Source organism: Nocardia sp. NPDC006044 (assembly GCF_042871115.1).
Taxonomy (GTDB): Bacteria; Actinomycetota; Actinomycetes; order Mycobacteriales; family Mycobacteriaceae; genus Nocardia.
The window spans coordinates 632,740-655,278 of sequence record NZ_JBIAID010000003.1; the positions used below are offsets into that span (position 1 = coordinate 632,740).

19 protein-coding genes and 1 tRNA gene are annotated in these 22,539 nt (G+C 66.6%); 8 read left to right on the forward strand and 12 right to left on the reverse strand.

Annotated elements, in window-relative coordinates; all coding sequences use genetic code 11:
- Positions 1-323: 323 nt before the first annotated feature.
- The 3 genes from ACFYO1_RS27375 to ACFYO1_RS27385 are packed head-to-tail and all read right to left on the reverse strand — an operon-like array spanning position 324 to position 3,010.
- Positions 324-764, reverse strand: a complete 441-nt coding sequence (locus ACFYO1_RS27375; protein WP_387236685.1) for an NUDIX domain-containing protein — start codon at positions 762-764, stop codon at positions 324-326.
- 6 nt (positions 765-770) lie between these two features.
- A complete protein-coding gene (locus tag ACFYO1_RS27380) occupies positions 771-2,024 on the reverse strand; it encodes a DegT/DnrJ/EryC1/StrS family aminotransferase (protein WP_387236687.1) in 1,254 nt (417 codons plus the stop codon).
- Positions 2,021-3,010, reverse strand: coding sequence for a Gfo/Idh/MocA family protein (locus ACFYO1_RS27385; protein WP_387236689.1), 990 nt, complete (start codon positions 3,008-3,010; stop codon positions 2,021-2,023). The genes ACFYO1_RS27380 and ACFYO1_RS27385 overlap by 4 nt, the downstream gene beginning before the upstream one ends.
- Before the next feature lie 352 nt (positions 3,011-3,362).
- Between ACFYO1_RS27385 and ACFYO1_RS27390 the strand changes: the two genes are divergently transcribed.
- From ACFYO1_RS27390 to ACFYO1_RS27405, 4 genes are all read left to right on the forward strand, one after another.
- Positions 3,363-4,604 (forward strand): XRE family transcriptional regulator, encoded by a 1,242-nt coding sequence (locus tag ACFYO1_RS27390; protein WP_387236691.1) that lies wholly within the window; start codon positions 3,363-3,365, stop codon positions 4,602-4,604.
- On the forward strand, positions 4,601-5,494 hold the full coding sequence (locus ACFYO1_RS27395) for a phosphotransferase enzyme family protein (protein WP_387236693.1): 894 nt from the start codon (positions 4,601-4,603) through the stop codon (positions 5,492-5,494). The genes ACFYO1_RS27390 and ACFYO1_RS27395 overlap by 4 nt, the downstream gene beginning before the upstream one ends.
- 408 nt (positions 5,495-5,902) lie before the next feature.
- Positions 5,903-6,175, forward strand: a complete 273-nt coding sequence (locus ACFYO1_RS27400) for a helix-turn-helix domain-containing protein (protein ID WP_387238602.1) — start codon at positions 5,903-5,905, stop codon at positions 6,173-6,175.
- A 202-nt stretch (positions 6,176-6,377) separates the two neighbouring features.
- The gene (locus tag ACFYO1_RS27405; protein ID WP_387236695.1) at positions 6,378-7,592 is read left to right on the forward strand and encodes a tyrosine-type recombinase/integrase; all 1,215 of its coding nucleotides are present in this window, start codon (positions 6,378-6,380) and stop codon (positions 7,590-7,592) included.
- A gap of 79 nt (positions 7,593-7,671) precedes the next feature.
- On the opposite strand, the gene ACFYO1_RS27410 is transcribed toward ACFYO1_RS27405, so the two are convergent.
- Together ACFYO1_RS27410 and ACFYO1_RS27415 are read right to left on the reverse strand one after the other, a co-directional pair.
- A tRNA-Asn gene (locus tag ACFYO1_RS27410) sits at positions 7,672-7,744 on the reverse strand.
- 78 nt (positions 7,745-7,822) lie between these two features.
- A complete protein-coding gene (locus ACFYO1_RS27415; RefSeq protein WP_387236697.1) occupies positions 7,823-8,749 on the reverse strand; it encodes an endonuclease/exonuclease/phosphatase family protein in 927 nt (308 codons plus the stop codon).
- Positions 8,750-8,893: 144 nt separating this feature from the next.
- Between ACFYO1_RS27415 and ACFYO1_RS27420 the strand changes: the two genes are divergently transcribed.
- Positions 8,894-9,034 (forward strand): hypothetical protein, encoded by a 141-nt coding sequence (locus ACFYO1_RS27420; protein WP_191094305.1) that lies wholly within the window; start codon positions 8,894-8,896, stop codon positions 9,032-9,034.
- A 42-nt stretch (positions 9,035-9,076) separates the two neighbouring features.
- Here ACFYO1_RS27420 and ACFYO1_RS27425 read toward each other — a convergent pair whose 3' ends face one another.
- Positions 9,077-9,904 (reverse strand): hypothetical protein, encoded by an 828-nt coding sequence (locus ACFYO1_RS27425; protein ID WP_387236699.1) that lies wholly within the window; start codon positions 9,902-9,904, stop codon positions 9,077-9,079.
- Positions 9,905-10,044: 140 nt separating this feature from the next.
- Between ACFYO1_RS27425 and ACFYO1_RS27430 the strand changes: the two genes are divergently transcribed.
- A complete protein-coding gene (locus ACFYO1_RS27430; protein ID WP_107654933.1) occupies positions 10,045-10,290 on the forward strand; it encodes a hypothetical protein in 246 nt (81 codons plus the stop codon).
- Between the two features lie 48 nt (positions 10,291-10,338).
- Here ACFYO1_RS27430 and dnaG read toward each other — a convergent pair whose 3' ends face one another.
- The 4 genes from dnaG to ACFYO1_RS27450 all read right to left on the reverse strand — a co-directional run bounded on the left by dnaG (position 10,339) and on the right by ACFYO1_RS27450 (position 15,238).
- Positions 10,339-12,264: a DNA primase gene (gene dnaG, locus ACFYO1_RS27435; protein WP_387236702.1), complete on the reverse strand. Its 1,926-nt coding sequence runs from the start codon at positions 12,262-12,264 to the stop codon at positions 10,339-10,341.
- 264 nt (positions 12,265-12,528) lie between these two features.
- Positions 12,529-13,788, reverse strand: coding sequence for a deoxyguanosinetriphosphate triphosphohydrolase (locus ACFYO1_RS27440; RefSeq protein ID WP_387236704.1), 1,260 nt, complete (start codon positions 13,786-13,788; stop codon positions 12,529-12,531).
- Entirely contained in the window at positions 13,788-14,468 is a 681-nt protein-coding gene (locus ACFYO1_RS27445; protein ID WP_387238605.1) for a YdcF family protein, read from the reverse strand. Before ACFYO1_RS27445 ends, ACFYO1_RS27440 begins: the two co-directional genes overlap by 1 nt.
- 92 nt (positions 14,469-14,560) lie before the next feature.
- Positions 14,561-15,238, reverse strand: coding sequence for an MBL fold metallo-hydrolase (locus ACFYO1_RS27450; RefSeq protein ID WP_387236706.1), 678 nt, complete (start codon positions 15,236-15,238; stop codon positions 14,561-14,563).
- 99 nt (positions 15,239-15,337) lie between these two features.
- Between ACFYO1_RS27450 and ACFYO1_RS27455 the strand changes: the two genes are divergently transcribed.
- On the forward strand, positions 15,338-17,317 hold the full coding sequence (locus ACFYO1_RS27455) for a TPM domain-containing protein (protein WP_387236708.1): 1,980 nt from the start codon (positions 15,338-15,340) through the stop codon (positions 17,315-17,317).
- Positions 17,318-17,363: 46 nt separating this feature from the next.
- The gene (locus ACFYO1_RS27460; protein WP_387236710.1) at positions 17,364-18,182 is read left to right on the forward strand and encodes a MerR family transcriptional regulator; all 819 of its coding nucleotides are present in this window, start codon (positions 17,364-17,366) and stop codon (positions 18,180-18,182) included.
- A gap of 454 nt (positions 18,183-18,636) precedes the next feature.
- Here the strand turns inward: ACFYO1_RS27460 and ACFYO1_RS27465 are convergent, their stop codons facing one another.
- Positions 18,637-20,082, reverse strand: coding sequence for a molybdopterin-dependent oxidoreductase (locus ACFYO1_RS27465; protein ID WP_387236712.1), 1,446 nt, complete (start codon positions 20,080-20,082; stop codon positions 18,637-18,639).
- A gap of 1,186 nt (positions 20,083-21,268) precedes the next feature.
- Positions 21,269-22,516 carry an acyltransferase gene (locus ACFYO1_RS27470; RefSeq protein ID WP_387236714.1) on the reverse strand — a complete coding sequence of 416 codons (1,248 nt, stop codon included), beginning with the start codon at positions 22,514-22,516 and terminating at the stop codon, positions 21,269-21,271.
- Positions 22,517-22,539: the final 23 nt, after the last annotated feature.

Sequence of the window (22,539 nt, forward strand, 5' to 3'; positions counted from 1 at the left end):
GTCTACAGAGCATTCGAGGTGCACCTGCATCGCCCTATGCGCCTGCGCAGTGGTCATCGGTCCCGGATCCGCACTGCACGACCACATGGACGCACGGAGGTAGTCGACGACGGGCAAATCGCTGGTCGGGCAACCAACGTCGCGAGCGAAGCGTCTTTCGCGTTCGAGCCGCTCCCTGATCCGATCAACCGTGAGCTTGCGGTCAGGCATATCTCTCATCCCTTTCGTGCGGGATCCGACGGCGGCGGACTCGGCCTGGGCGCATCAGGAAGGTTGGCACTCCTGCCGAGACGTGCCGCCGCCGGCGCATCCCGCATTTCCAATCAGACGGCCCGATGCCTATGCAGTACTTCTTTCACCGCGTCGGTGACTGGTGGCTCCTCGGCCAAACTGGTCCAGGTGTAGGCGTCATGCTCGGTGAGCTCGACCGGCTCGGGATCAACTACGTCGACAGTGAAGTTGAACTGCCGGCTCTTCTTGCCGCTGCCAGATTGATAGTCGAACTCGCCCAGGTACTTTCGGATTCCCGCGATATCGAGTCCGGTTTCCTCTTTCACCTCACGGACGAGGGCTTGATCGAGCGTTTCGCCTGGATCGACCTTGCCACTGGGCAGCTCCCAGATGCCGCCCATGAAATCGTCGGCTGGTCGTTGCAGCAGCAAGACTTTGCCGTCGTGCGCGACGACCGCGCCGACGACGAGCTGTTGTACCTGGTCGCGTTCGGCATCGCTGGTCAGAGTCTCCAGCAGCGCGGTTTCGATCATCAATCCTTATCCCTTCAACTCGGTGTGGTGTTCGGCGACTTTGCGGATGGCTTCGATGTAGCAGTCCACGATCCACAGATCCTGTTCCTCGTGCCAGACCGGCAGTTTGAGTGTCGCGGCGTGGATCTCCTCCGCCCGCGGGTAGTCGCCCGCCGCGTAGGCCAGTTTCCCTGTGAATGCCGGGAACAGCGGTCCTGGCTCCTGAAACAGCGGTAGCTGGTTCAGCGGACACGTGGAACCTGGACGATCGATCTCGGCGCACCCTTCCGCCAGCAGCGCCTCATGGAAACGTTCGACCGGCAAATCATTGAAGGAGTCAGTGTCGTACTGCATTGTCAGCCCATACCAGGACGACTGAACGCCTAGTTCGGCCCGCGGAATCGTCACGCCTGGCAACTCGTCGAGCTCGTCGGCGATGTATGCAGCGATACGCTGACGACCATCGAGGTACTCGTCCAGACGCGAAAGTTGTTCCAGCGCAACCGCAGCAGCCAGCGGATGGATGCGGTGCTTGAGGCCCATGCCGGTGACGGCATAGCGGTACAGCTCACTGTCAGAAGGGATCTCGCTACGGCAGCGCTTGTTATATTGCCCGTGGAGCAGGACTCGGTGATACACCTCGTCGTCATCGGTCAGCACGAAGCCACCTTCGCCCGCGGACAAAGGCTTGGGTCCGTTCATGCTGAACGCAGCAGCACGCCCGAAAGTACCGACCTTCCTGCCGGCGACGCTCGCCCCGTGAGCATGAGACGCGTCCTCGAACAGTTGCAGACCGTAGGTAACGGCGAGCTGTTTCAGGCTCTGGATTTGAGCGGGCATGCCCCACATGTGCGTGACCACAATGGCTTTGGTGCGGTCGGTGATCCGTCGCGGTACGTCGTGCGGATCAAGATTGCCCCCGGCGTCGCAGTCGGCCAACACCGGTGTCGCACCGAGGTGCAGCAGCGGGGTTGCCGTGGCGAAGAAGGTGTAGGCGGGCACGATGACCTCGTCACCCGGCCCGATCCCGCACGCGGCGTACATCGAGTACAGGGCCGCCGTGCCGGAGCTGGTGAGGACGGCATAACGTACGCCGAAGTAGCGCTGTAATGCATCTTCCAGCTCGGCGATCACGCTGGAGCGGTTGTAGATGGAGAAGCCATCCCACAGTTGATAGAGCACCGCGCCAGCGGTGGCCTCCGTCAGCGGCGGCCACAAAAAGTGCGGAGCCGCTTTACTAATGACCGGTGTGCCGCCGAGAAGAGCCAATGAAGATGTCACAGCAACTCCTGTGGGTTGATGGACGTGCGGGTACGCGCGGCCTCGTAGCAAGCCGCAACGAAAGCCATGTGGGCCAGGTTGTCGGCAGGACTGCTGAGGTTCGGTCGAGTGCCATCGATGACGCGGTGGAAGTAGTCGACCTGGCAGGCCGCGGCCGATGGCCAGGCTTGCTCGCGCCGTAGTGATTCGATGACCTCACCGCCGTTGGTCAGCCGGCGAATGCACCCGCGTTCCAGATGGACGATGCCGTCGGAGCCGATCAGCCGGATCTCCTCGGCTTTGGGACCGACGAAACGCGATAGCAGCAGCGATCCGTATAGGCCTGTGTCGTAGGAGAAGTGAACGAGCGCAGTGTCTTCGGCGTCATAGCTACGATCCGGCCGAGCACTGATCGATAGGTCAGCGGTGATGCTGTCCGGTAGACCGAAATACCAGAGAAGCAGGTCGATCAGGTGGTAGCCCATATCGATCACGCAGCCACCTCCGGCCTTGGCCGTGACGCCACGCCAGCCATCGGAAGGGTCTTCCACGTGCACGGTGTAGCGAGCGTCTACCAGGAACGGTGTCCCGATCTGGTCTGCGAGCTGGGTAAAGCTGCTGTAGATCGGGTTGAAGCGGCGCTGCAGCGTGACCATCAGCTGGATGCCGGACTGTTTACACAGGTCGGCAAGTTCGATGGCCTCGACCAAACTCGTCGCAAAGGGCTTCTCCTTGAGGACGTGAACCCCATGTTCTGCGGCGGCTTCGATCACACTTCGCCCGACATCGTGCGGCACGCAAACGATGACGAAGTCGAGTTGCTCAGCGTTCAACATCTCCCGGAAATCGGTGTAGCCCGTCACCTGGTACCGCTGCTTCTGTTCGACAACGATCCCCGGATTCTCATCGCAGACGGCGACAAGCTCAGCGGTACTGGACGCGAGCAACCCTGGCAGATGATCATCCACCGCCTGGTGACCGAGACCGACGACACCAGCTCGAAGCATTGAGCGGCCTTGGGTGGCGAGTCTGCTTGTGCGCCAGGATGGTTCGATCGCCGTCGTGCTGACGCAAGGTGCCAGTGAACTGCCGATAGTGCCTCGAAGTGATTCGCACGATCTCATTGGATCCCCCAGATTTGGTGAGTCGGTGCTCGTGATGGTCAGCTTCTAGATTCGTCGTCAACGAGGTCCAGCAAGAGGGCAAGTTACGGGGCAGAACACCGTCCGTCCGCTCCACGCGAGCGCGGCTGGATAAACTGAGCCGACCGGTTACTCGGCAAGGGGGCACATGCCACCGAACGTGCATCTACAACGGCGACGTGAGGCGACACCGTCACGGGTTGAGCCTCGGCGAGCGATGTGCCGTGCCGAACTGGCGGAAGCGATCAACAGCTACCTGTGGCGCACTCACCGGCAGCGCTGCGATCTAGATGCCCACACTATCGCTCGCTACGAGCGCGGCGTGGTTCGATGGCCGAACGAGCGCTACCGCGAGGCATTCCGCGCCGTTCTCAGCGCGACCGATAGCGAACTCGGGTTCATCCCCTCCCGTCAGCGACGAGAAGACACCCAATCTCCCGATGGAACGCTGGCGGTAAATCTGTTCAGCCCGTTCGATCCGGGCGTCATCCCCACCACCTACCTCGGATCGACCTCAACAGGCGAAAAGCCGGTCAGCCGCGTGGGCTGGACGGATGTGGACCAAGTGCAGACCGCCACGCGCGAAGCTGCTCAGGCCGAGAATCTGCATGGTGGCGGCTCAGCCAGCCTCACGGCAGGCGCACAGCTCACCCACTTCGTCCGGCTGCTCGACGGGCATTGTGCACCGGCCACTCGACGTGCGCTGCTCGAAGCAATCGGGAACCTCAGCAGCGTCGCCGGATACGCCGCCTTCGACATCGGCGACTACCCGGCGGCCGAACGCAGGTTCAGACTAGCGCTGTGGTGTGCCGACAACGCCGGCTCCTGGGAACTACGCGCCAGCACGCTGGCAGACATGGCCCGAAAGATGGCCTACATCGGCAACACCGACGGTGCGCTGTCCTTGATAGAACTCGCCCAGGTCCGGTCAGACCGACTGTCCGCAACCGCGCGCGCGATGCTCAGCGCATTGCGCGCCCAGTTCCTCGCCGCAACAGGACGGACGCAAGAGGCACTCACCGAAGTCGCCAGGTCTGACGAGCATTTCGCCGACCGCGCACCCGCGACCGACGCTCCCTGGCTGTGCTACTACGACACCGCCGAACACCTCGGCAGCACCGGGAAGGCGTTGATTCCCGTCGCGAAAGCACGGCAGCGAATCGACTTGGCAGCACCGAGGATTCGTGAAGCCGTCGCACTCCAAGGAACCCAGTATCCACGGTCGCGGACCTTCTCGCTCACCCGATTGGCCACGCTGACAATGCAATTGGACGATCCGAGAGAAGCTGCCGCCATCGGCCTGCAAGCTACCCAGCAAGCCACCGCCTTTCGCTCACAGCGCATCCAGAACGAACTCCGCACGCTGGCGGCAGCAGCAGCACCTCGGCGCCGGATGACCGAAGTCGCGGAACTGCGATACGCCATCGCCAGCAGCGCACCAACAGGTTCGGATCAATGAGTTCGCCCCACCCGCACATCTCGACAGACGAGGTGCTGGCCAAAGCTGCAGAAGTCAGCGGCGTCGACCTACGTGGTGCCGAAGAAATTCGAGACGGATCACATGCGATCTACCGGTTGGCCGATAACATCGTCGCCCGGATCGGACAACCAGACAGCATCGATGACGCCGAACGTGAATTGCGAGTCTCCCAGTGGCTCAACGATTCCGGGATACCGACAGTCGAGGCCGAAACCTCACTGACGCAACCGGTCGTCGTCGACGACCGCCCCGTCACATGGTGGCGCTTGATCCCAGACCACCGTCCATCGACGCCAGGCGAGCTGGGCGCAATGCTACGGGCCCTGCACGCATTGCCACCTCCAACCGAATTCGAACTCCCCGCCTACGACCCCTTCACCGGGCTCGAGGAACGCATCGACACCGCAGACATGCTCGACCAGAACGATCGAACGTGGCTGCTCCAGCACTACGCCCGACTACACGCTCGGTACTATTCCTTGCCAAACACCCTCTCTCCCTGTGTGATTCACGGCGATGCCTGGCAAGGAAACCTGATAGTGCCAGCCTCAGGCATCCCGACAATGCTCGACCTCGACAAGGTGTCGATCGGTCGGCGCGAATGGGACCTCACCCAACTAGGTGTGGATTACACCGATTTCAGCCGCGTGCCCTACGACGACTATCAATCTTTCGTCACCGCGTACGGCGGCGATGACGTCACCGAGTGGCCAGGATTCCGAATCCTCGCCGACATCCAAGAGCTGCGGTGGGTCGCGTTCGCGGTCGCCCAATCAGCAGGCAACGGCAATGCAGCTCGACAAGCCAAGCACCGGATCGCGTGCCTACGCGGGCAGGTTCCGCGACCCTGGCAATGGGAGGCGTTGTAACGAGGCCCCCGCCAGGACGTCCTCGACGTGCCTGCCGGAATGAAGTTCGATGCGTTGCGTCGGACACGATCACCGGTCCAGCCAAGCTGAGCCTTCGAGATCGGAACGTCCGTAAACCTAGTTGTGGCGCATTGGCCGAAGATCAGGTTTCATGGACTTTGGGAGAATCAGTGCGACGGGCAGAAAGCGACCTGCCATGCCCACAATCATCTCCCGGCCACCTGCCCAGCTGACGGGCGCTCGAATAGATCGACTACCAGCCAAGCCGTCGCTGAACAGGTCCGATCGGGCCCATCTGACGAGTCAGCCACTCTTCACGCCTGTAATCAATTGGGCATCAACATCTTTCGGTTGCGAGGTGCCGCAGCATGCTGCACAACAGAGTTCTTCGCACCCGAGGACAGCCAAATGAATCCTGATGACGTGTGGCTCAGCACCGAAGAATTGGCCGCGCGTCTGAAAATCCCGAAGAAGACACTTGCGGTCTGGGCATCGGCCGGGCGGGGACCGAGATACGCACGCATCGGTCGATATCGCCGGTATCGCCTCAGCGACCTACTCCTTTGGGAACAGGATCAACTCGACAAGAGTGCACCTTCGCGAGTCGAGGATCCAGTCCAAGGTTCTCACCGCCGACCACCCACTCGGCCGCCTCGGCGCGGTCGCAGCCGAGATCGCTGAGCACCAGACGCCAACAGCTACCCATTGGCAATCTTTCTTGTCTTGACTTAATCCGTTGCGATGAGGCAGTTTTTCGTGCCTAGACCTTGTCCACGCGCAGACAGCAATCTTCCAGCCCGCCGACGACGCCTCCTATTTCGTCGAGCCAGGCAAAGCACTCAAACGGACTGACTCACCCAGACCGATCCCAGAAAGGACAGTGATGCCCAGACAATCGCTGCCTATCGGCACCTACGGCCGGATCACCTCCAAGCGGCAGCCGAACGGAAGCTGGCGCGCCACGACGCGCTACCGAGACGACGACGGAATCACCCGCCCAGTACACAAATTCGGTCCCACGAAGGGGCAAGCCGAGGACATCCTTCGCAAGGCGCTCACCCAGCGCTCTGGGGGTCGCGGCCGCTTGATCACCCGGGACACGAAGCTCGCCGATTTGGCCGACCTGTGGCTGGCGGAGAAGGTCCTGCAGGAAGGCATCACCGAGCAGAGTCTGGACCTGTACCGAATGGAGATCAACGTCTCCACCGACCGCCGGGCCAGTAAGGACACTGTCAAAATCAAACCGGCGCTGGGCGCCCTGCGGGTATGGGAAGCGACGACCTCGCGCATCGACGCATACCTCAAACGCATCGTGCTCAATGGCCACCGGGAGAAGGCCCGGCGGCAGCGCGTCATCCTCTCCGAGATGATGAGCATGGCCGTGCGCCACGACGCCATCGACCGCAACCCCGTCCGCGAAGTAGCCGACCTCCCCCGCAAGCGCCAGAAACCTCGCGCCGCCGACCTCCAAACCCTCACAGAGCTTCGAGCCCAACTAAAGGCGTGGGTAGATGGAGAGCCGCTCGATGGGGCTCCCGCCTACACCTACGGCCCCAAGCGCAACCCGAGGGTCCTCGACGTCGCAGACGTCGAACTCGGAACGGGCCCGCGCCCCGGCGAAGCACTCGCCCTGCGCTGGTCCGATATCGACCTCGACGGCACCCCGGCGCGGATCACCTTCTCCGGCACCATTATCCGAATCAAGGGCAAAGGACTGATCCGGCAGGAATGGACCAAGACAGACTCCGGATACCGGACCGTCGTGCTGCCCCAGTTCGTCATAGACACCCTTCGGAGGGTCAAGGCCGAAGCAGTCGCGACCGAGCTGGACTTGGTCTTTCCCAACCGCGACGGCGGCATCTGGGATCCCCACAACTTCAACCGTCTGTGGCGCCAAGCACGCGGCGAGAAGTTCGCCTGGGTCACCCCCAAGACCTTCCGTAAGACCGTCGCATCCCTCATCGCCGAGCAGTACGGCCCCCAAGCCGCAGCTCAGCAGCTCGGCCACGCCAACGACTCGGTCACCAAACGCCACTACATCGACCAGCCCACCGAAGCCCCCGACTTCACCGCCGCTCTGGGCGGCCTCGCGCGCTGAAAGCGTGTCGTTTCCGTGTCGTTCTGACCCCGAAAAGCAAAAAACCAGGGTCGAACTGTAGCGTTCGCCCTGGTCACTGCTCCCCCATCTGGACTCGAACCAGAAACCTGCCGATTAACAGTCGGCTGCTCTGCCAATTGAGCTATAGGGGACTATCCTCGGTCCGTCTGTGCTAGGCGGGCCGAGGAGAAACTTTAGCGTATGGGCTGCCGCCCGCCCAAATCGCGTCTCTACCTGCTGACTTGTGGGGTGGGGGCGAGGGTTGCGGTGGCGGCTCGGTGGTCGCTGCCGGGGGTTCGGCGGACGGTGGCGTCAAGGGGGGTGAAACCTCGGGTGAGGATGTGGTCGGGGCGGGTGAGGGGGAAGTCGGAGGGCCAGGTGAAGGCGAGGCCGGTGCGGACGTCTTGGAGGGTTCGGGTGAGTGGGGTGAATTGGGGGTCGGTGGAGGCGGTGTTGAGGTCGCCTAGGACGAGTAGGCGGTCGGAGGGGTCGTGGTCGACCAGGTCGGTGAGGGTGCGCAGGGTGCGGTTGCGGGATTCGGTTTCGCCGAAGCGGACGGAGCCTAGGTGGACGGCGTAGACGGTGATGTCGCCGGCGGGGGCGTGGATGCGGGCGCGGAGGGCGCGGGCCCAGCCTTGGTTCAGGTCGAGGCGTTCGATGTCGTCGAGGGGGTAGCGGCTCCAGAGGCCTACGGTGCCGACGGTGGCGACGTAGGGGTGGGACGGGTCCAGTTCGGCGGCGACGGAGGCGCGGTTGCGGTCGGTGAGTTCCTGGACCGAAATCACTGTGGCGTCGATCAATTCGGCGGCGGTGCCGGTTGCGCCGAGGTTCTGGGTGGCGACGCGCACGGCGTCGGCGGACTCGCCGCGGTAGGGGCGTTCGATGAGCTGCGGTACGAAGAGCAGCGACCAGGCCAGGATCGGGGCGAGCACGGCGGCTAGGCCTAGCTTGGAGCCCAGGCTCAGTGCGACGACGGCGAGGAGCAGGGTCGGCACCAGCAGCCAAGGCAGGAAACTGCCGACCAACTGACGTAGTCCGTCGGGCAACAGCCGACAGCCGACGAGCAGCGCACCGAGTACCAGCGCCGCGGCCGCCAAGGTGAGATCTCTCAGATATCCCATGCCGCCGACGATGAACACGCCAGATGAGAGGTTCATGAATCCAGGCGAGTTCGACCGTTCTCACATGGAAGTAACGGTACGGCCACTATCGGGGGCGAGTATGAATACGTAGACGCTGAACGGGTGCCGAAGTGGGCACTCCTCAGCGACCCCGCTGAGCAACGGAATTAGGAGGCCGACATGAGCGAATTCGCATGCGGCGATTGCTGGCGCAACGAGAACCTGACCTTCGCACAACGATTGGACCCGGCGCTGATCCGCCGGAGCACCCGGCAACTGTGCGAGGAGCATCGGGCCAAGCGAGAAGAACTCGCCGCCTGATCACGGTTCCGTACCCTGGCCGGGTCACCGGCCCGGCCAGGCCTACTTCCGGCGCACCCACCCCTGTGCGACATCGCCGAGGTTCCACCACGAAACATGGTCGGGGTCTTGGCTTTCCAGCGTCCATGCGGTGGTGAGCCGCTCGAAGAACGGATCGTCTCCGGTCTTGCCGCCCTTCGGCTCGCCGATGAAGATCAGCCGGTTTCCGCCGGCCTCCTCGAAGTCGTGCAGCGCGCGCGAAGCCATGGGGTCGCCCCAGCCGGGCGGCCAGCACAGGAGAAGTACGCACGCGGCGTGCGACTCTGTGGCGTAGCCGGCGAGATTCCCGACATGCTGCCACACGTCCGGTTGGCCCGCTGTGCCCGGAAAAGACAGGTTCTCGAACTCGTCCGGCGGCGCCGAATCGAACGCCGCGACATCGACTCCCACGCGCGCGAGTTGCCACGCCCAGTACCCGCGACCGGCACCCAGCTCCAGCACCCGTCTCCCCTGTGCGAACCGCGCGACCCAGCACAGCGTTTCCGGCGACGGTATCGCGTAGGCGTACCCGGCCTGCAAGATCGTCTGCGCGTAGCCCAGACGTGCGCTCCCGTTGGCCCGGCCACCGTTCACCACGCGACGACCTCCGTCCACGGTCACGGACGGCCCGACGATGTCCCAGTACGGATTCGCGGTCCCTCCGCCGGTCATGAAGTGCACGAACCGCAGATCGAACGCCGCGTCCGCATCCGCGTCACCGGTGCCGGCCAGCCGGGGCGCGGTGTCGAGGTAGTCGGCCACCCTCGGATACTCGGCGCGGAGTCGTCGATCGTCGTCGAGCAGCGCCGCGAGTTCGGTCCGGCGCTCGGCGGTCAGCAAGAGGCCCGTCATGGGCTCGATTCTGGCCGCTCCCTTGCGCTTTGCGGGAGGGGTTGCCGAATTCGCCCGCGCAGTCCTATCCGGATCGACACGGCCATCGTGCGTCGGGCAGGATAGGGGCGCGAACAGGCAACTGGGAGGAGCACATCGAGATGCTGCGGTTGATCATCGGCGTGGCGGCCGGGTATGTACTCGGCAGCAAGGCCGGGCGGGCTCGCTACGAGCAGATCAGCGCCGCGACCCGTGCGCTGTCGGAAAGCCCGGTGACCCGCAAGTTGGTGCTGGTCGGCAGGCAGAAGTTGTCGGACAAGCTCAGCACGAAGCCGCGGCTGGAACCGATGGAGCCGCTGGACGAGCGCACCACGATTCTGGTACCGCAGGATCAGCTGCGTCGCTGAGGACAGCGCCCTGATCATCCGGCCGACCGCGGGATGCCGAGACGGCCGCTAAGTCCTGGTGGCGAAATCGTCGTGGTTGCCCATGGCCTGGGTCAGCAGACTCTTCCGATACTGCTCCAGTGCCACCAGATCGCCGAACAACGCCATATAGGCCTCGGGCTCCTCGGTGGACGACACTCGTTGCAGCTTCGACTTGAGCTCAGCGATCTGCCTGCCCACCCAGGCTTCCTGTGTGCGCGCCAGCACGCCGGCGACGAACCTCGGGATGTCGGCCGCGTTCTTCACCGGTAGTGGCTCGTTCGCCAGTTCGGACAGCAACGCGCGCATGGTCAGATCGTCGGTCCGATCCGCGATCGCATTGACCCACTCGGCGCCGCCGAGCCCGGCCGCGGTGCCGCCGACCTCGGCGATCAGCAGCCGGACCGCCGCGTAAGCGGGATGTGTGAAGGCGTCTGCCTCCAGCGAGTCGAAGACCGCCCCGGCCATCGCCGGATACTGCAACGCGGCGGCCAGCACCTGCCGCTGCGGCATCAACGTCGGATCGTTCGGGTTGGGCCGCGCCGCAGGCTGTTCGGTGACTACCTCGGCTTGCTTCGCGGCCGGCGCCTGCCGTCCACCGGCGCCACCGCCGCCCATCCGATTGCGCTTGGCCTCGTCACCGACCCGGCGCACCACGGTCTGAATATCGTCCCAGCCGACCCACCCGGCCAGCTTCGTCGCGTACGCCTTGCGCAACGCGTTGTCCTTGATCTGCGCGACCACCGGAATCGCCCGGCGCAGCGACTCGACCTGCCCCTCGGCGGTATCCAGGTTGTGGTCGGCGAGCAGTCCGCGAATCACGAACTCGTACAACGGGGTTCGCCGCGCGACCAGATCGCGGACCGCGCCGTCACCGGAGTGCTGGCGTAGCTCGCACGGATCCTGCCCGTCGGGCGCGATCGCGATATAGGTCTGCCCGGCCAGCTTCTGGTCTCCGGCAAAGGCTTTCAGGGCCGCTGCCTGCCCCGCCGCGTCGCCGTCGAAGGTGTAGATGATCTCGCCACGCCAGAAGTTGTCGTCCAGCAGCAGCCGGCGCAGCAGCGCGAGGTGTTCCTCGCCGAACGCGGTGCCGCAGGATGCGACGGCGGTCTTCACTCCGGCCAGGTGCATGGCCATCACGTCGGTGTAGCCCTCGACGACCACGGCCTGATGCCCCTTGGCGATGTCCCGCTTGGCCAGGTCGAGGCCGAACAGCACCTGAGACTTCTTGTACAGAATCGTTTCCGGGGTATTGATGTACTTGCCCGGCATGGTGTCGTCGTCGAAGAGCTTGCGCGCACCGAACCCGATGACGTCTCCGCCGAGGTTGCGGATCGGCCAGAGCAGCCGCCGGTGGAACCGGTCGATCGGGCCGCGCTGGCCCTGCCTGGACAGGCCGGCGCCCTCCAGCTCCTTGAACTCGAAACCCTTGCGCAGCAGGTGTTTCGTCAGCGTGTCCCACCCTGCGGGCGCGTAACCGCAGCCGAACTGCTGGGCGGCCGCGGCATCGAAATTCCGGTCGGTGAGGAACTTGCGGGCGGTCTCGGCACCGGGCTCGCGCAGCTGCGCCATGTAGAACTCGTGCGCGGCGGCGTTCGCGGCGATCAGCCGGGAGCGGGTGCCGCGGTCGCGCTGCACCGAGGTGCCGCCGCCCTCGTAGTTGATCTGGTAGCCGATCCGGTCGGCCATCTGCTCGACCGCTTCGACGAAGCCGACATGGTCGATCTTTTGCAGGAACGCGAAGACGTCACCGCCCTCACCGCAGCCGAAGCAGTGGAAGAGGCCATGATTCGGCCGCACGTGGAACGACGGCGACTTCTCGTCATGGAACGGGCACAGGCCCTTCATGGAGTCCGCGCCCGCGCGCTTCAGCGCGACGTACTCCCCCACAATGTCTTCGATGCGGACGCGGTCACGTATCGCCGCGATATCGCGATCTGGGAGTCGTCCGGCCACGGCAGTGAGCCTACCCGCCGGGACCGACGTTTCACCCACGGCTCCGGCTCTACCGGCAACTCCGAGGGCACGCTCAGGAGGAACCCGGCAGTGCGCGGCGGCCGGATCGAGAATCCGATCAGCGTCGGATCGGTCAGGGCCGAGCCGTCCTCGACCACTTCGACGCGGCGCGTAGTTCTCGTCACACCGACCGGCACGGGGTCAGCGGAGGCACCGTGAACGGAGTTCGGCGGCGCACCCAGGCGACGGAGTTCGGCAGCGAATTCAGGCGCCGAGTTCGGCCGCGACGCGTTCCAGCCTGCTCTCGGTGTAGGACGCGATCTGATCCACGATCACGCGCACGCGCGCGGTGTCATCGGCGGCGGCCTCCCACCATGGCAGCAGCATCGGGTCGAGGCTGTGCGGCGCGGCGGCGAGCAGGCCCTCGGCGACGGCGTGGATGCGGTCGCGCTGGGCGGCCTGGCGGAGTTTGTGATCGGGGTCGGACATGACGTAGCGCAGGGCGACCGTCTTGAGCACCGCCACCTCGGCGGCGACCACGTGTGGGACCTCGAGGTCGGCGCCGTAGCGGGAGAGGTTGTCGCTGCCCGCGGTCTCCCGGGTCGCGGTGATGGCGGCGGTGGCGAAGCGGCCGACCAACTCACTGGTGAGGCGTTTGAGCGCAACCGAACTGGCGAGGGTGCCGTCGTAGACGGTGACCGCGGCGACGACGGGTAGCTCGGATAGTCGTTGCGCGGCGGCGACCAGTTCGTCCGCCGACAGGGAGTAGTGCTTGTGCCGGCCGAGGCTGGCCAGCGCGTCCTGCTCGGCGGGATCGGCCAGCGCGCGCAGGTCGATGCGCCCGGCGATCACCCCGTCCTCGACGTCGTGCACCGAGTACGCGACATCGTCGGACCAGTCCATGATCTGGCATTCCAAGCTGCGGCGCCGCTCGGGGGCACCCTTGCGAATCCAGTCGAGTCGATCGGTGTCGATGTCGTAGGCGCCGAACTTGGTTCCGGGACCCGTTCTGCCCCAAGGGTATTTGAGCGCCGCGTCGAGCGAGGCACGGGTCAGGTTCAGCCCGGCGCTGACCCCGTCGGCGTCGAGCACCTTCGGTTCGAGGCGGGTGAGGATGCGCAGATTCTGCGCGTTGCCCTCGAAACCGCCGTGCGCGTCGGCGAACACGTCGAGCGCCCGTTCTCCGTTGTGCCCATAGGGCGGGTGACCGATGTCGTGGGCGAGCCCGGCCAGATCGACCAGATCCGGGTCGCAGCCGAGACCGTCGGCGATACTGCGGCCGATCTGCGCGACCTCGATCGAATGGGTGAGCCGGGTGCGCGGGGTATCGCCGTCCCGCGGCCCCATGACCTGGGTCTTGTCGGCGAGCCGGCGCAACGCCGCGGAGTGCAGCACCCTGGCCCGGTCGCGCGCGAATTCCGTGCGATGGCCGGTCTCGAATTCGCTACGCGGCGGGCCTAATCCGGCGGTTTTGGCGCGCTCGGTGACGAGTCGTTCGCAATCGTGCTCGGTATAACCGTCCACTACTGTCCTGCCGTATATCGGAAGTCCGCGGCGAAATGGGTGAGCTGGTACCAGAGCAGAGCGCCGGTCTCCCTGGCGATTCCGTGCGCCTGCGACTCGCGGGTGTAGACCGCGGGGCCGGTCCTGGTCGGCGCGGTCCAGGCGTCGAGGCCCTCGTCGCGGGCCATGGTGCGGGTGCGCAGCGAATGCCACGGGTCGCTGACCAGCACCGCGGAGCCCATGTCCCGGGCCTGCATCGCCGTCGCGACCGCCTCGATGCTGCGCAAGGTGTCCGAGCCGGTCTCGACGGCCAGGATCTTGTCGCTCGGCACCCCGCGCGCCTGGAGGTAGTTCTTGCCGGACGCCGCTTCGGTGTAGAGATCACCCTCCTGCTTACCGCCGACGGTGATCACTCGCGGCGCCACCCCGAGCCGGAACAGCCGATAGGCCTGGTCGAGTCGCGCCTCGAACACCGACGACGGGGTGCCGGAGTATTGCGCGGCACCGAGCACCACGATGGCGTCGGCGGTCGTGTAATCGTCGATGCGCGCCACCTGCCACACCCGGAAGGCGGTCCCGCCGACCAGCACCAGACCCATCAGCACCGAGCCGACGAAGAGCCGTCGAACCCACCGCAGCACTCCCGCGCCGAACCCTCGCGACGGGACGGGACCGGGCGGCGCATCGGCTCGTGCGCGCATCGTTGGCGAATCCACTCCCCAAGTCTGCCAGTAGGTGCGCGACGCACGCGTTGTTCGGGGATCTACCCGAGTCAGGTGGGCGCGAATCCCGGCTACCAGCCGCGTTCCCGCCACTCGGACAGCTGCGGACGTTCGGCGCCGAGGGTGGTGTCGTCGCCGTGGCCGGGGTAGACGACGGTGTCGTCGGGGTAGCGGGCGAAGAGTTTGGTGGTGACGTCGCGGTAGAGGGACTCGAAATCCGCCGGGCTGGTGGTGCGGCCGAGACCACCGGGGAAAAGGGAGTCGCCGGTGAACAGATGGACCCGGCCGTCGCCGTCGGTGAAGGCGAGGGTGACCGAGCCGGGGGTGTGGCCGCAGAGGTGGATGACCTCGAGGTCCAGCTCGCCGACGGCGATGTGGTCACCGTCGGCGAGCAGGCGGTCGGGGCGGACCGGGAGGGGTCCGGCGTCGAGTTCGTGTGCGGCGGTGGGTGCGCCGGTGGCGGCGGTCGCCTGCTTCAGCGCCTGCCAGTGGTCCGGGTGCTGATGCGTGGTGACGATCATCGCGATCTGGCCCGGCGCCACGACGGTGATGAGTTCCTCGACGCGGTCGGCCTCGTTCGCGGCGTCGATGAGCAGGGCCGCGCCGGTGGCGGCGCACTGCACCAGATAACAGTTGTTGTCCATGCCGCCGACGGACAGCTTGACGATGCTGGCACCCGATACGTCACGCTGCTGCGGATCGGAACCCGGCGAGACATGACCGGTATACGGGCGATCGATGGTGATCACACCGACGATGCTATCGACCGCCGCCCGCCCCTGCCATTCCGCGCGCGCCTGCCGGTCGTCTTCGGCTCGGTCGGCGAGGTCGCGCGCTAGATTCGTGCCATGTCGCTGCCGAATCGTGTTGCCCGCTGGACGTCCTGGGTGGTGCTGGGCGTGTTGTTCGCCGGGGCCGTGCTGGTCGGTGCGCCGGCCGGGGTGGCGGAGGCGCCGCTGCGGATGGACACCTATGTGGTCGATTCGGCGAACGCGCTCAACGGTGGGCAGGTCGACCGGGTGCGGTCGGCGGTGGATCAGTTGTATGCCGATCAGCAGGTGCGGTTGTGGGTGGTCTATGTGCACGATTTCGGCGAACTGGGGCCGGAGGTGTGGGCCGAGCGGACGGCGGCGAAGTCCGGGTTCGGCAGCCGGGATCTGCTGCTCGCGGTCGCCACGCAGGATCGCTCGTACTGGTTCGCCGGCGAATTGCCCAGCGGGGTCAGCGATTCCGAGTTGAACAGTCTGCTCACGCGGGAGGTGGAGCCCGCGCTGCGGGACGGGCGATGGGCCGACGCCGGGGTCGAGACCGCGGAGGGCGTGCAGTCGGCGATGCGGGGCGGGGGCGTCAACGTCACGTTCCTGTTCGTCGTCGGCGTGCTGATCGTGCTGGTGGTGGGCGGGCTGGTGCTGTTCGCACGCAAGCGGCGGCGGGACCGGGCGAAGGCCGAACTCGCGGTCGCGCGCGAGGTGGACCCGGACAACACCACCGCGCTGGGTGCGCTTTCGCTGGAGGCGCTGCACGCGCGTTCGCGGGAGGCACTGGTCGAGATCGACAATGCGGTCCGGACCAGCGCGGAGGAATTGGAGTTGGCGACCGACGAGTTCGGTGCGACCGCCACGCTGCCGTTCAGCACCGCGCTCGGCAATGCGAAAGCCGCCGCGTCCAAAGCGTTCTCCATCCGGCAGCGACTCGATGACGACATTCCGGAGACGCCGGACGAACAGCGCACACTGCTCGTCGACCTGATCGGCACGGTCGGACGCGCCGATCGCGAACTCGACGCTCAGGTGGCCGAATTCGACGCCATGCGCAACCTGCTGATCAATGCCGGCGACCGATTGGACGGACTGACCCGGGATCTCGTCGAGCTGAAGAGCCGGCTGCCCGCGTCCGAGGCGGAACTGTCCCGGCTCACCGCCGCGCATCCGGCCAGCGTGCTCGCCCCGATTCACGACAACGTGACCATGGCGAAGGAACGAATCACCTTCGCGGAGCAGAACATCGATGCGGGGCGTGCGGCGCTGACGCAGCCGGTGGGCAAGCAGGGCGGGGCGGTGGCCGCGATTCGCTCGGCGGAGGCGGCCGTCGGCCAGGCGCGCACGCTGCTCGACGGAATCGACAACGCGTCCGCCAACATTCAGCAGGCCCGCGACGGACTGCCTGCGGTACTCGACGACCTGCGTCGCGATATCGCCTCCGCCACAGAGCTTTCCGGCTACGGCGGACAGGAACTCGCCGCCGCGACTGCGACCGCGCAGACCATCCTGGACAAGGCCGCTGCCGCCGCGACGGCGGATCCGCTCGACGCCTTCCACGACGCGGTGGCCGCCGACGGCGATCTGGACCGCGCCATTGCCGCCGCTACCGACCGCAAGCTCGCCGCGGAGGACCTGCGGCGCAGGCTCGACCAGGCGCTCACTGACGCCCGCGCACGCGTCGGCGCCGCGACCGACTACATCACCACCCGGCGCGGCGGCATCGACGCCGAGGCCCGCACCCGGCTGTCCGAGGCGCAGCGCAATCTCGATGCGGCACAACAGCACAGCACCACCGACCCGGCGCAAGCGCTGACCAGCGCCCAGTCCGCCGCCGACCTCGCCGGACGCGCGTTGCAGGCCGCCCAGGCCAGCGTGCGGGCCTGGGAGTCGGCCCAGCCGGTGTCGGGATCGTCGCAGGCGGGCGCGGTGCTCGGCGGCATCCTGATCGACGGACTGCTGCGCGGAGCGGCGAGCGGCGGGAGTCGATCCGGGTCCGGCGGCTGGAGCGCCGGCTCTTACGGTGGTTCCGGCGGGTCCCGCCGGATCAGCCGCGGCGGCCGATTCTGACGCGCTTGACCCTGACACCGTGTGAGGTCATAGACCAGGAGTCGTTATGTTCACCATCGGAGACTTCGCCAGACACGGACGGGTGTCGGTGCGCATGCTGCGCCACTACGACGCGATCGGACTACTACGCCCCGATCGGGTCGACGAGCACAGCGGCTACCGCTTCTACTCCGGCGGGCAGCTGGCCCGGCTCAATCGCCTTGTCGCACTGAAGGATCTCGGCTTCACCCTGGAGCAGGTCGGCCGGATTCTGGACGACCAGGTCAGCGGCGCGGAACTGCGCGGCATGCTGACCCTGCGCCGAGCCGAGCTCGAGCAGCGCATCGCGGGTGACCGGGCCAGGCTGGTCCAGGTCGAAACGAGGCTCCGCATCATCGAGAAAGAGGGCGCCATGCCTGTCCATGATGTGATCATCAAGTCCATCCCGGCGGTTCGGGTAGCCGAATTGACCGCTGTCGCCGCCAGTTTCGAGCCGGAATCGATCGGCCCGGTCATCGGGCCGCTGTTCGAAGACGTCTGCAAACGGCTGGAGAACGCCGGGATCCCGATCGCCGGGTACGCCATCGCGTACTACGACGAGCGGGAAGACGGTTCGGTGCTGGCACATGCCGCGGTCCCGGTAAACCTCGACAGCACCGAGGGCCACGATTTCTCTGTCGTGGACCTGCCCGCCGTCGCCCAGGCCGCCACGGTGGTGCACCGCGGCAGCATGTACGAGGTCCTGGAGCCCTGGCAGGCGCTCGGGCGCTGGGTCGACGACAACGGCTACCGGCTGAGCGGCGCCAGCCGCGAGGTGACCCTGGTCTACACCGAGGACCCGAGCGGCTGGGTCACCGAACTCCAGGAACCGATCGTCCCGAAGTAGGCGTGGGCGTCGGGTTCAGAATCGGCACGCTCGCTCGGGATCCGCACCGGCTTCATATTTCGAGCTGGTGCGGATCTCGTTGGGAGAACGGTTCATTGAGCTGACGACCTACCGAAGTCCTTGGCGAAGTACTGATTATCGCGCCTGGTCAGGCTCAGGTACCCAGCTGCGGCAAGTGCGTCGATGAGCTGGGCGACGGCCGTACGGGCAGCGCGCGCATGACAAATCGACCTAAACCTCAACGCTTCTGACGCCGCTGCAACCTGCTGACCAGTTCGCCGACGGCTGTGCCCGGCCGAGCAGCGACTCCAGCGCCGCCGAACGCGTTGGCGCAGTGCGACTCTGGGGAGAGCGGCTTACCGCTGGAGTTGCCGCACCGGTCAGCGGCGGCTCCTCCGCGCTTTGAGGCCGATGTAGACAGCGGGGTATGGCTGTGTCGTCAGCGCTTTGGCCGTCAGACCTCGACGGTGATGGTGTGGAAGCCGGAGGGGCCGGTGGGGAAAGGTGGGCGGTGGCGGCCTTCCTGAACCTCGCCGGAGCGGCTGATCGCTCTGGCCTGCACCTGGTGTTCGCCCGGTGGGAGCTCGACTGCGATGCGCCAGCGACGCCAGGCGGCGGGGGCAAGTTCGGTGCCGAGATCGGCTGGGCGCCAATCGCCTTCGCCGACCCGGACTTCTACACCGGCGACGCCGTGCGGCGGGGCCCAGGCCACTCCGGCGATCGTGGTGGTGCCCGCCGCGGCCCGGCCGGGGGCGGTGACGTCGATGCGAGCCTGCGGGGTTACCCGGAGCGGGCCTGCGGGCCAGCCGCGGCGCCACCAGTAGTCGACGTGCTCGTCGTCGGTGAGTTCCAGTTCGCCGAGCCATTTCGCGCCGGTGTACTGGCCGTACAGGCCGGGAACGAAGACGCGGGCGGGGAATCCGTGTGCGGGCGTGAGGGGTTCGCCGTTCATGCCGATCACCACGTAGCCGGGCCATTCGCCGGAGCGCAGCGGCTCGAGCGGCAGGGAGATCGTGTAGCCGTCGACGGCCCTGGTGACCAGGCGGGTGGCGCCGGATTCGGGGATGGCGTGCTTCAGCAGGTCGGACAGGGGTACACCGAACCAGCGGCCGTTGGCGGCCCGGCCCTCGCCGGGGTGATTGTGGACGCACACCATCACGGCGTCGAATTCGACTGCGTCTTCGGCTAATTCGTTCAGCGTCAGGCGCAGAGGGTGCGCGACCTTGCCGGTGACGGACAGTCGCCAGTGCGCCGGATTGATCCGCGGCGGGCGGAGATTGACGTCGGCGACGTACATTCGACGGGCGGCGGTGACCAATGGGGACAGGCCCGGCTCGTCCTCGAGCCCATCCTGCGGCACGACGCCCAGCGCGCCCATCGGACCGATCCGGCGAATATCGTTGTCCTGCTTGCGGTCCAGATCGTGGTGCAGGGTGTGCGCGGCCGCGAACATACCCGCGCCCGTCGCGAGCCAGGCCAACCCGCCGAGCAGGCCGCGCGGTCTTCTGCGCAAGCCCGCGGCGAGCACTCCGCCGGCCGCCACAGCGCCGGCCACCGTGGAGGTGGAGCGGCTCGCCAGCCGGGTCGCCAAGGCCGCGGCGCCCGCACCGGCCGCCACCGTGACCGGTGTCCGCAACCGCTCGGGCACAGCGGCCAGCCCAACGGCCGCAGCGACCACACCCGCGCCGATGCCCAACCGGGTAGCGATCTTGTCGTGCCGGCCGGACTTCGCGACGGCGACCTCGACAACCGGCACCGGCGCAACGTCGATGGCCGCCCGCCCCAGGGTATCGATCAGCGAGCCACCCCTGGTCGCGGCGATCGCCTCGCCCACCCCCAGCGCCGCCAGCCCGACCGCCGCCGCACCGACCCCGCTCCCCCGGTCTCCGTTCGTCACCACCGCCGGCACACCCGCTTCCAACCCGATCGTCCGCTGTCACCCAGCATTCTGCCCGAACGACCACACCGGCCATCCGCTTTCGCTCCCCGGCACCGCCCAGCCAGCCGGCTCTACGCGACCGCACACGAACGGCGATCCGCAGGTCACCGCGATTGGGGACCCCCTGAGACCGCAGGGGTAGGACGTGGTCCCACTCCAGCAGCCGCCGAGGCGCGATGGCCGGACCGGGGAATGACGGCAGTACAGTCCCTCGCTCCGGCAGCCGTGGGGGCGCGACGGCTGCCGGGAATGAACGCAATACAGTCCCGCGCCAGCAGTCGTGGGGCGACAGCCGAACCAGGAATGAACGCAGTACAGTCCTGCTCCAGCAGCCGTGGGGAGCGCGACAGCCGAACCAGGAATGAACGCAATACGGTCCGGCGCCATTCGACTGGAAGGGACATCGCTCGAGCTCGCCCGCGTACGCCAATGTCGAGCGCTCGAAGGTGATTGACTGAAATCGCCGTGAGCCCGGCGAGGTTTGCACCCGTGCCTGCGGCGGGCGACCACTCTGCGGGGACGCGCATCGACAGGTAACCCCGGTCCCCGCAGGCCGACGCGCTCATCACCGATCGCCCGCGCCGCACCGACCAGGGCAACCCCACCTGCGTCAGCTACGAGCAGCACTTGCCGCGCGGGATGTATCGCCGCCCTGCGACAGTCGGGCGCGGCGACCAGACCAGCAATGGACACGGCGCGAGCAACGGTTCCCACGCCATTCGAGCAGGCGTGATACTGCTCGATCTTGCCCCGCGTACGCCGAAGTCGACAGGGTTCCGCCGAGACTCCGGACGTCGGCGAATTCGGCCTCGTCCGCCTCGTGGATGAGGGGCACCCGCGCGGGGACCTGCGGCGCCCGCCTGCCCGAGACGAGCAGGTGCGTCGGTTTGGGTGCGCCTCGGCGCACGGCCTGCGAGCCAGTTCGTAGGCGATGAGCGCGACCAAGCTGTGCCCGAACTGCGCGAACGGCGTGCGCCACTGGCCGCTGGAAGCTGCTCAAGTGAGCTTGCCGACGAGGCTGACTCGCCGCGTCGCGACCACGGCGAGCATTCGGTCCGCGGGGCGGTCATCGATGGGCGGGCCTACTCGTCGCCGACCCTCCGTAGCGATTCGCGGTGATGCGATCGATTGCTTCGGCGATCGGCAACTACTCCTCGATCATCTCGGTGGATAACGCGGTCAGCTCTCGGCGTATCGCAGTGAGCATGCGGTCTGCGTCGGCGCCGCCGAGGAGGCCGACGGCTAGTTGGCCGTGGAAGGTGTAGACGAGGAAGGTGATTGCGGCGGAGGCGCCGGTGGAGGGCTTGGGGTGGGCGGAGAGGTAGACGATTTCGTAGTCGGTCAGGGTGAGGCCGGCGGGGGTTCGGAATCGGGGTACGGCGCCGGTGTTGGTGATCGCGATGTGGCCGGCCAGGGAGTGGATTCGGTTGGGGCCGTAGAAGTCGGGGAAGTGCAGGACTGACTGTTGCACGATGCCTGCGGCCAGGTCCGCGCTCAGTCTTTCCGAAATCCGTTGGGCCAGTTCGAGAACGCTGCCCGCGAGATCGATATCGGCGGCGAACGACGCGAGTCCGGCCATGTTGGTGCCCTCGGCGGGTGCCACTCGCGGGTCCAGGCGGGCCCGCATATCCACTGGGTACAGGCATCCCAGCGGTACCGGACCGGCTGTGGCATCGGGTGTTTCGGAGGCGTACGCACGAAGCAGCGCCGCCGTGATCAACCCGTTCACGCTGACACCCCGGCGATGGCCCAGCGCCACGATCCGTGCCGTCGTCGCTTCATCCAGCCGAACACGCTCGGGCCGGGCAAGCGAGCTGGGCGCCGGATCACCGACGGGCACAGCCGCTGCCGCCGCGGGCAGCGGCTCGGTCACCGCCTCGAAGCCGGACACCGCGTCCGCGACAATCCCGCGCCTGGCCGCATGCCACTCCAACGATTGCGGATACTCCTGCGGCACAACACTTATCGGCGCGGATTCGACGATATCGGTATAGAAACCCCAGAACCGCGACAACAGTTCGACGCAATGCCCGGCGTCGGCGATGCTGTGATGCGCGAACAAGGTGACCCGCCATCGATCCGCGCCGGACACCACCGCGTCCAGATACGCCAGCTGCGTTTCCGGGTTCACCGGCGTCGCCGGCAAACCCACAGTCTCCACGTCACCCTCGGTCACCGAAGCCTCGATCGGCGAATCCCCCGGGCGCAGTAGATATCCCGTGCCCGCCGCGTCCTCCCCGATCCGGCAGAGCACCACCGGAAACGCCACCTGCAATGCGGCGAAAGCTTCCTTCAACGCCGCCACATCGAGCTCGCCCGCCACCGACACCGATCGGCCCGTGTAGGTGCCGTGACGGACGAACCGCTGTTCCGACGGCGCCAGCACACGCACCATCGCATCCTCATCCCGAAACACCT

Coding starts and splice junctions, on each gene's coding strand:
- ACFYO1_RS27425 (WP_387236699.1), bottom strand. CDS start 9,904: ATGACGGGCCTCTTGCTGACCGCCGAGCGCCGGACCGAACTCGCGGCG.
- ACFYO1_RS27470 (WP_387236714.1), bottom strand. CDS start 22,516: ATGGTGCGTGTGCTGGCGCCGTCGGAACAGCGGTTCGTCCGTCACGGC.
- ACFYO1_RS27405 (WP_387236695.1), top strand. CDS start 6,378: ATGCCCAGACAATCGCTGCCTATCGGCACCTACGGCCGGATCACCTCC.
- ACFYO1_RS27455 (WP_387236708.1), top strand. CDS start 15,338: ATGTCGCTGCCGAATCGTGTTGCCCGCTGGACGTCCTGGGTGGTGCTG.
- ACFYO1_RS27445 (WP_387238605.1), bottom strand. CDS start 14,468: ATGCGCGCACGAGCCGATGCGCCGCCCGGTCCCGTCCCGTCGCGAGGG.
- ACFYO1_RS27390 (WP_387236691.1), top strand. CDS start 3,363: ATGTGCCGTGCCGAACTGGCGGAAGCGATCAACAGCTACCTGTGGCGC.
- ACFYO1_RS27415 (WP_387236697.1), bottom strand. CDS start 8,749: ATGAACCTCTCATCTGGCGTGTTCATCGTCGGCGGCATGGGATATCTG.
- ACFYO1_RS27385 (WP_387236689.1), bottom strand. CDS start 3,010: ATGCTTCGAGCTGGTGTCGTCGGTCTCGGTCACCAGGCGGTGGATGAT.
- ACFYO1_RS27460 (WP_387236710.1), top strand. CDS start 17,364: ATGTTCACCATCGGAGACTTCGCCAGACACGGACGGGTGTCGGTGCGC.
- ACFYO1_RS27430 (WP_107654933.1), top strand. CDS start 10,045: ATGCTGCGGTTGATCATCGGCGTGGCGGCCGGGTATGTACTCGGCAGC.
- ACFYO1_RS27395 (WP_387236693.1), top strand. CDS start 4,601: ATGAGTTCGCCCCACCCGCACATCTCGACAGACGAGGTGCTGGCCAAA.
- ACFYO1_RS27400 (WP_387238602.1), top strand. CDS start 5,903: ATGAATCCTGATGACGTGTGGCTCAGCACCGAAGAATTGGCCGCGCGT.
- ACFYO1_RS27375 (WP_387236685.1), bottom strand. CDS start 764: ATGATCGAAACCGCGCTGCTGGAGACTCTGACCAGCGATGCCGAACGC.
- ACFYO1_RS27420 (WP_191094305.1), top strand. CDS start 8,894: ATGAGCGAATTCGCATGCGGCGATTGCTGGCGCAACGAGAACCTGACC.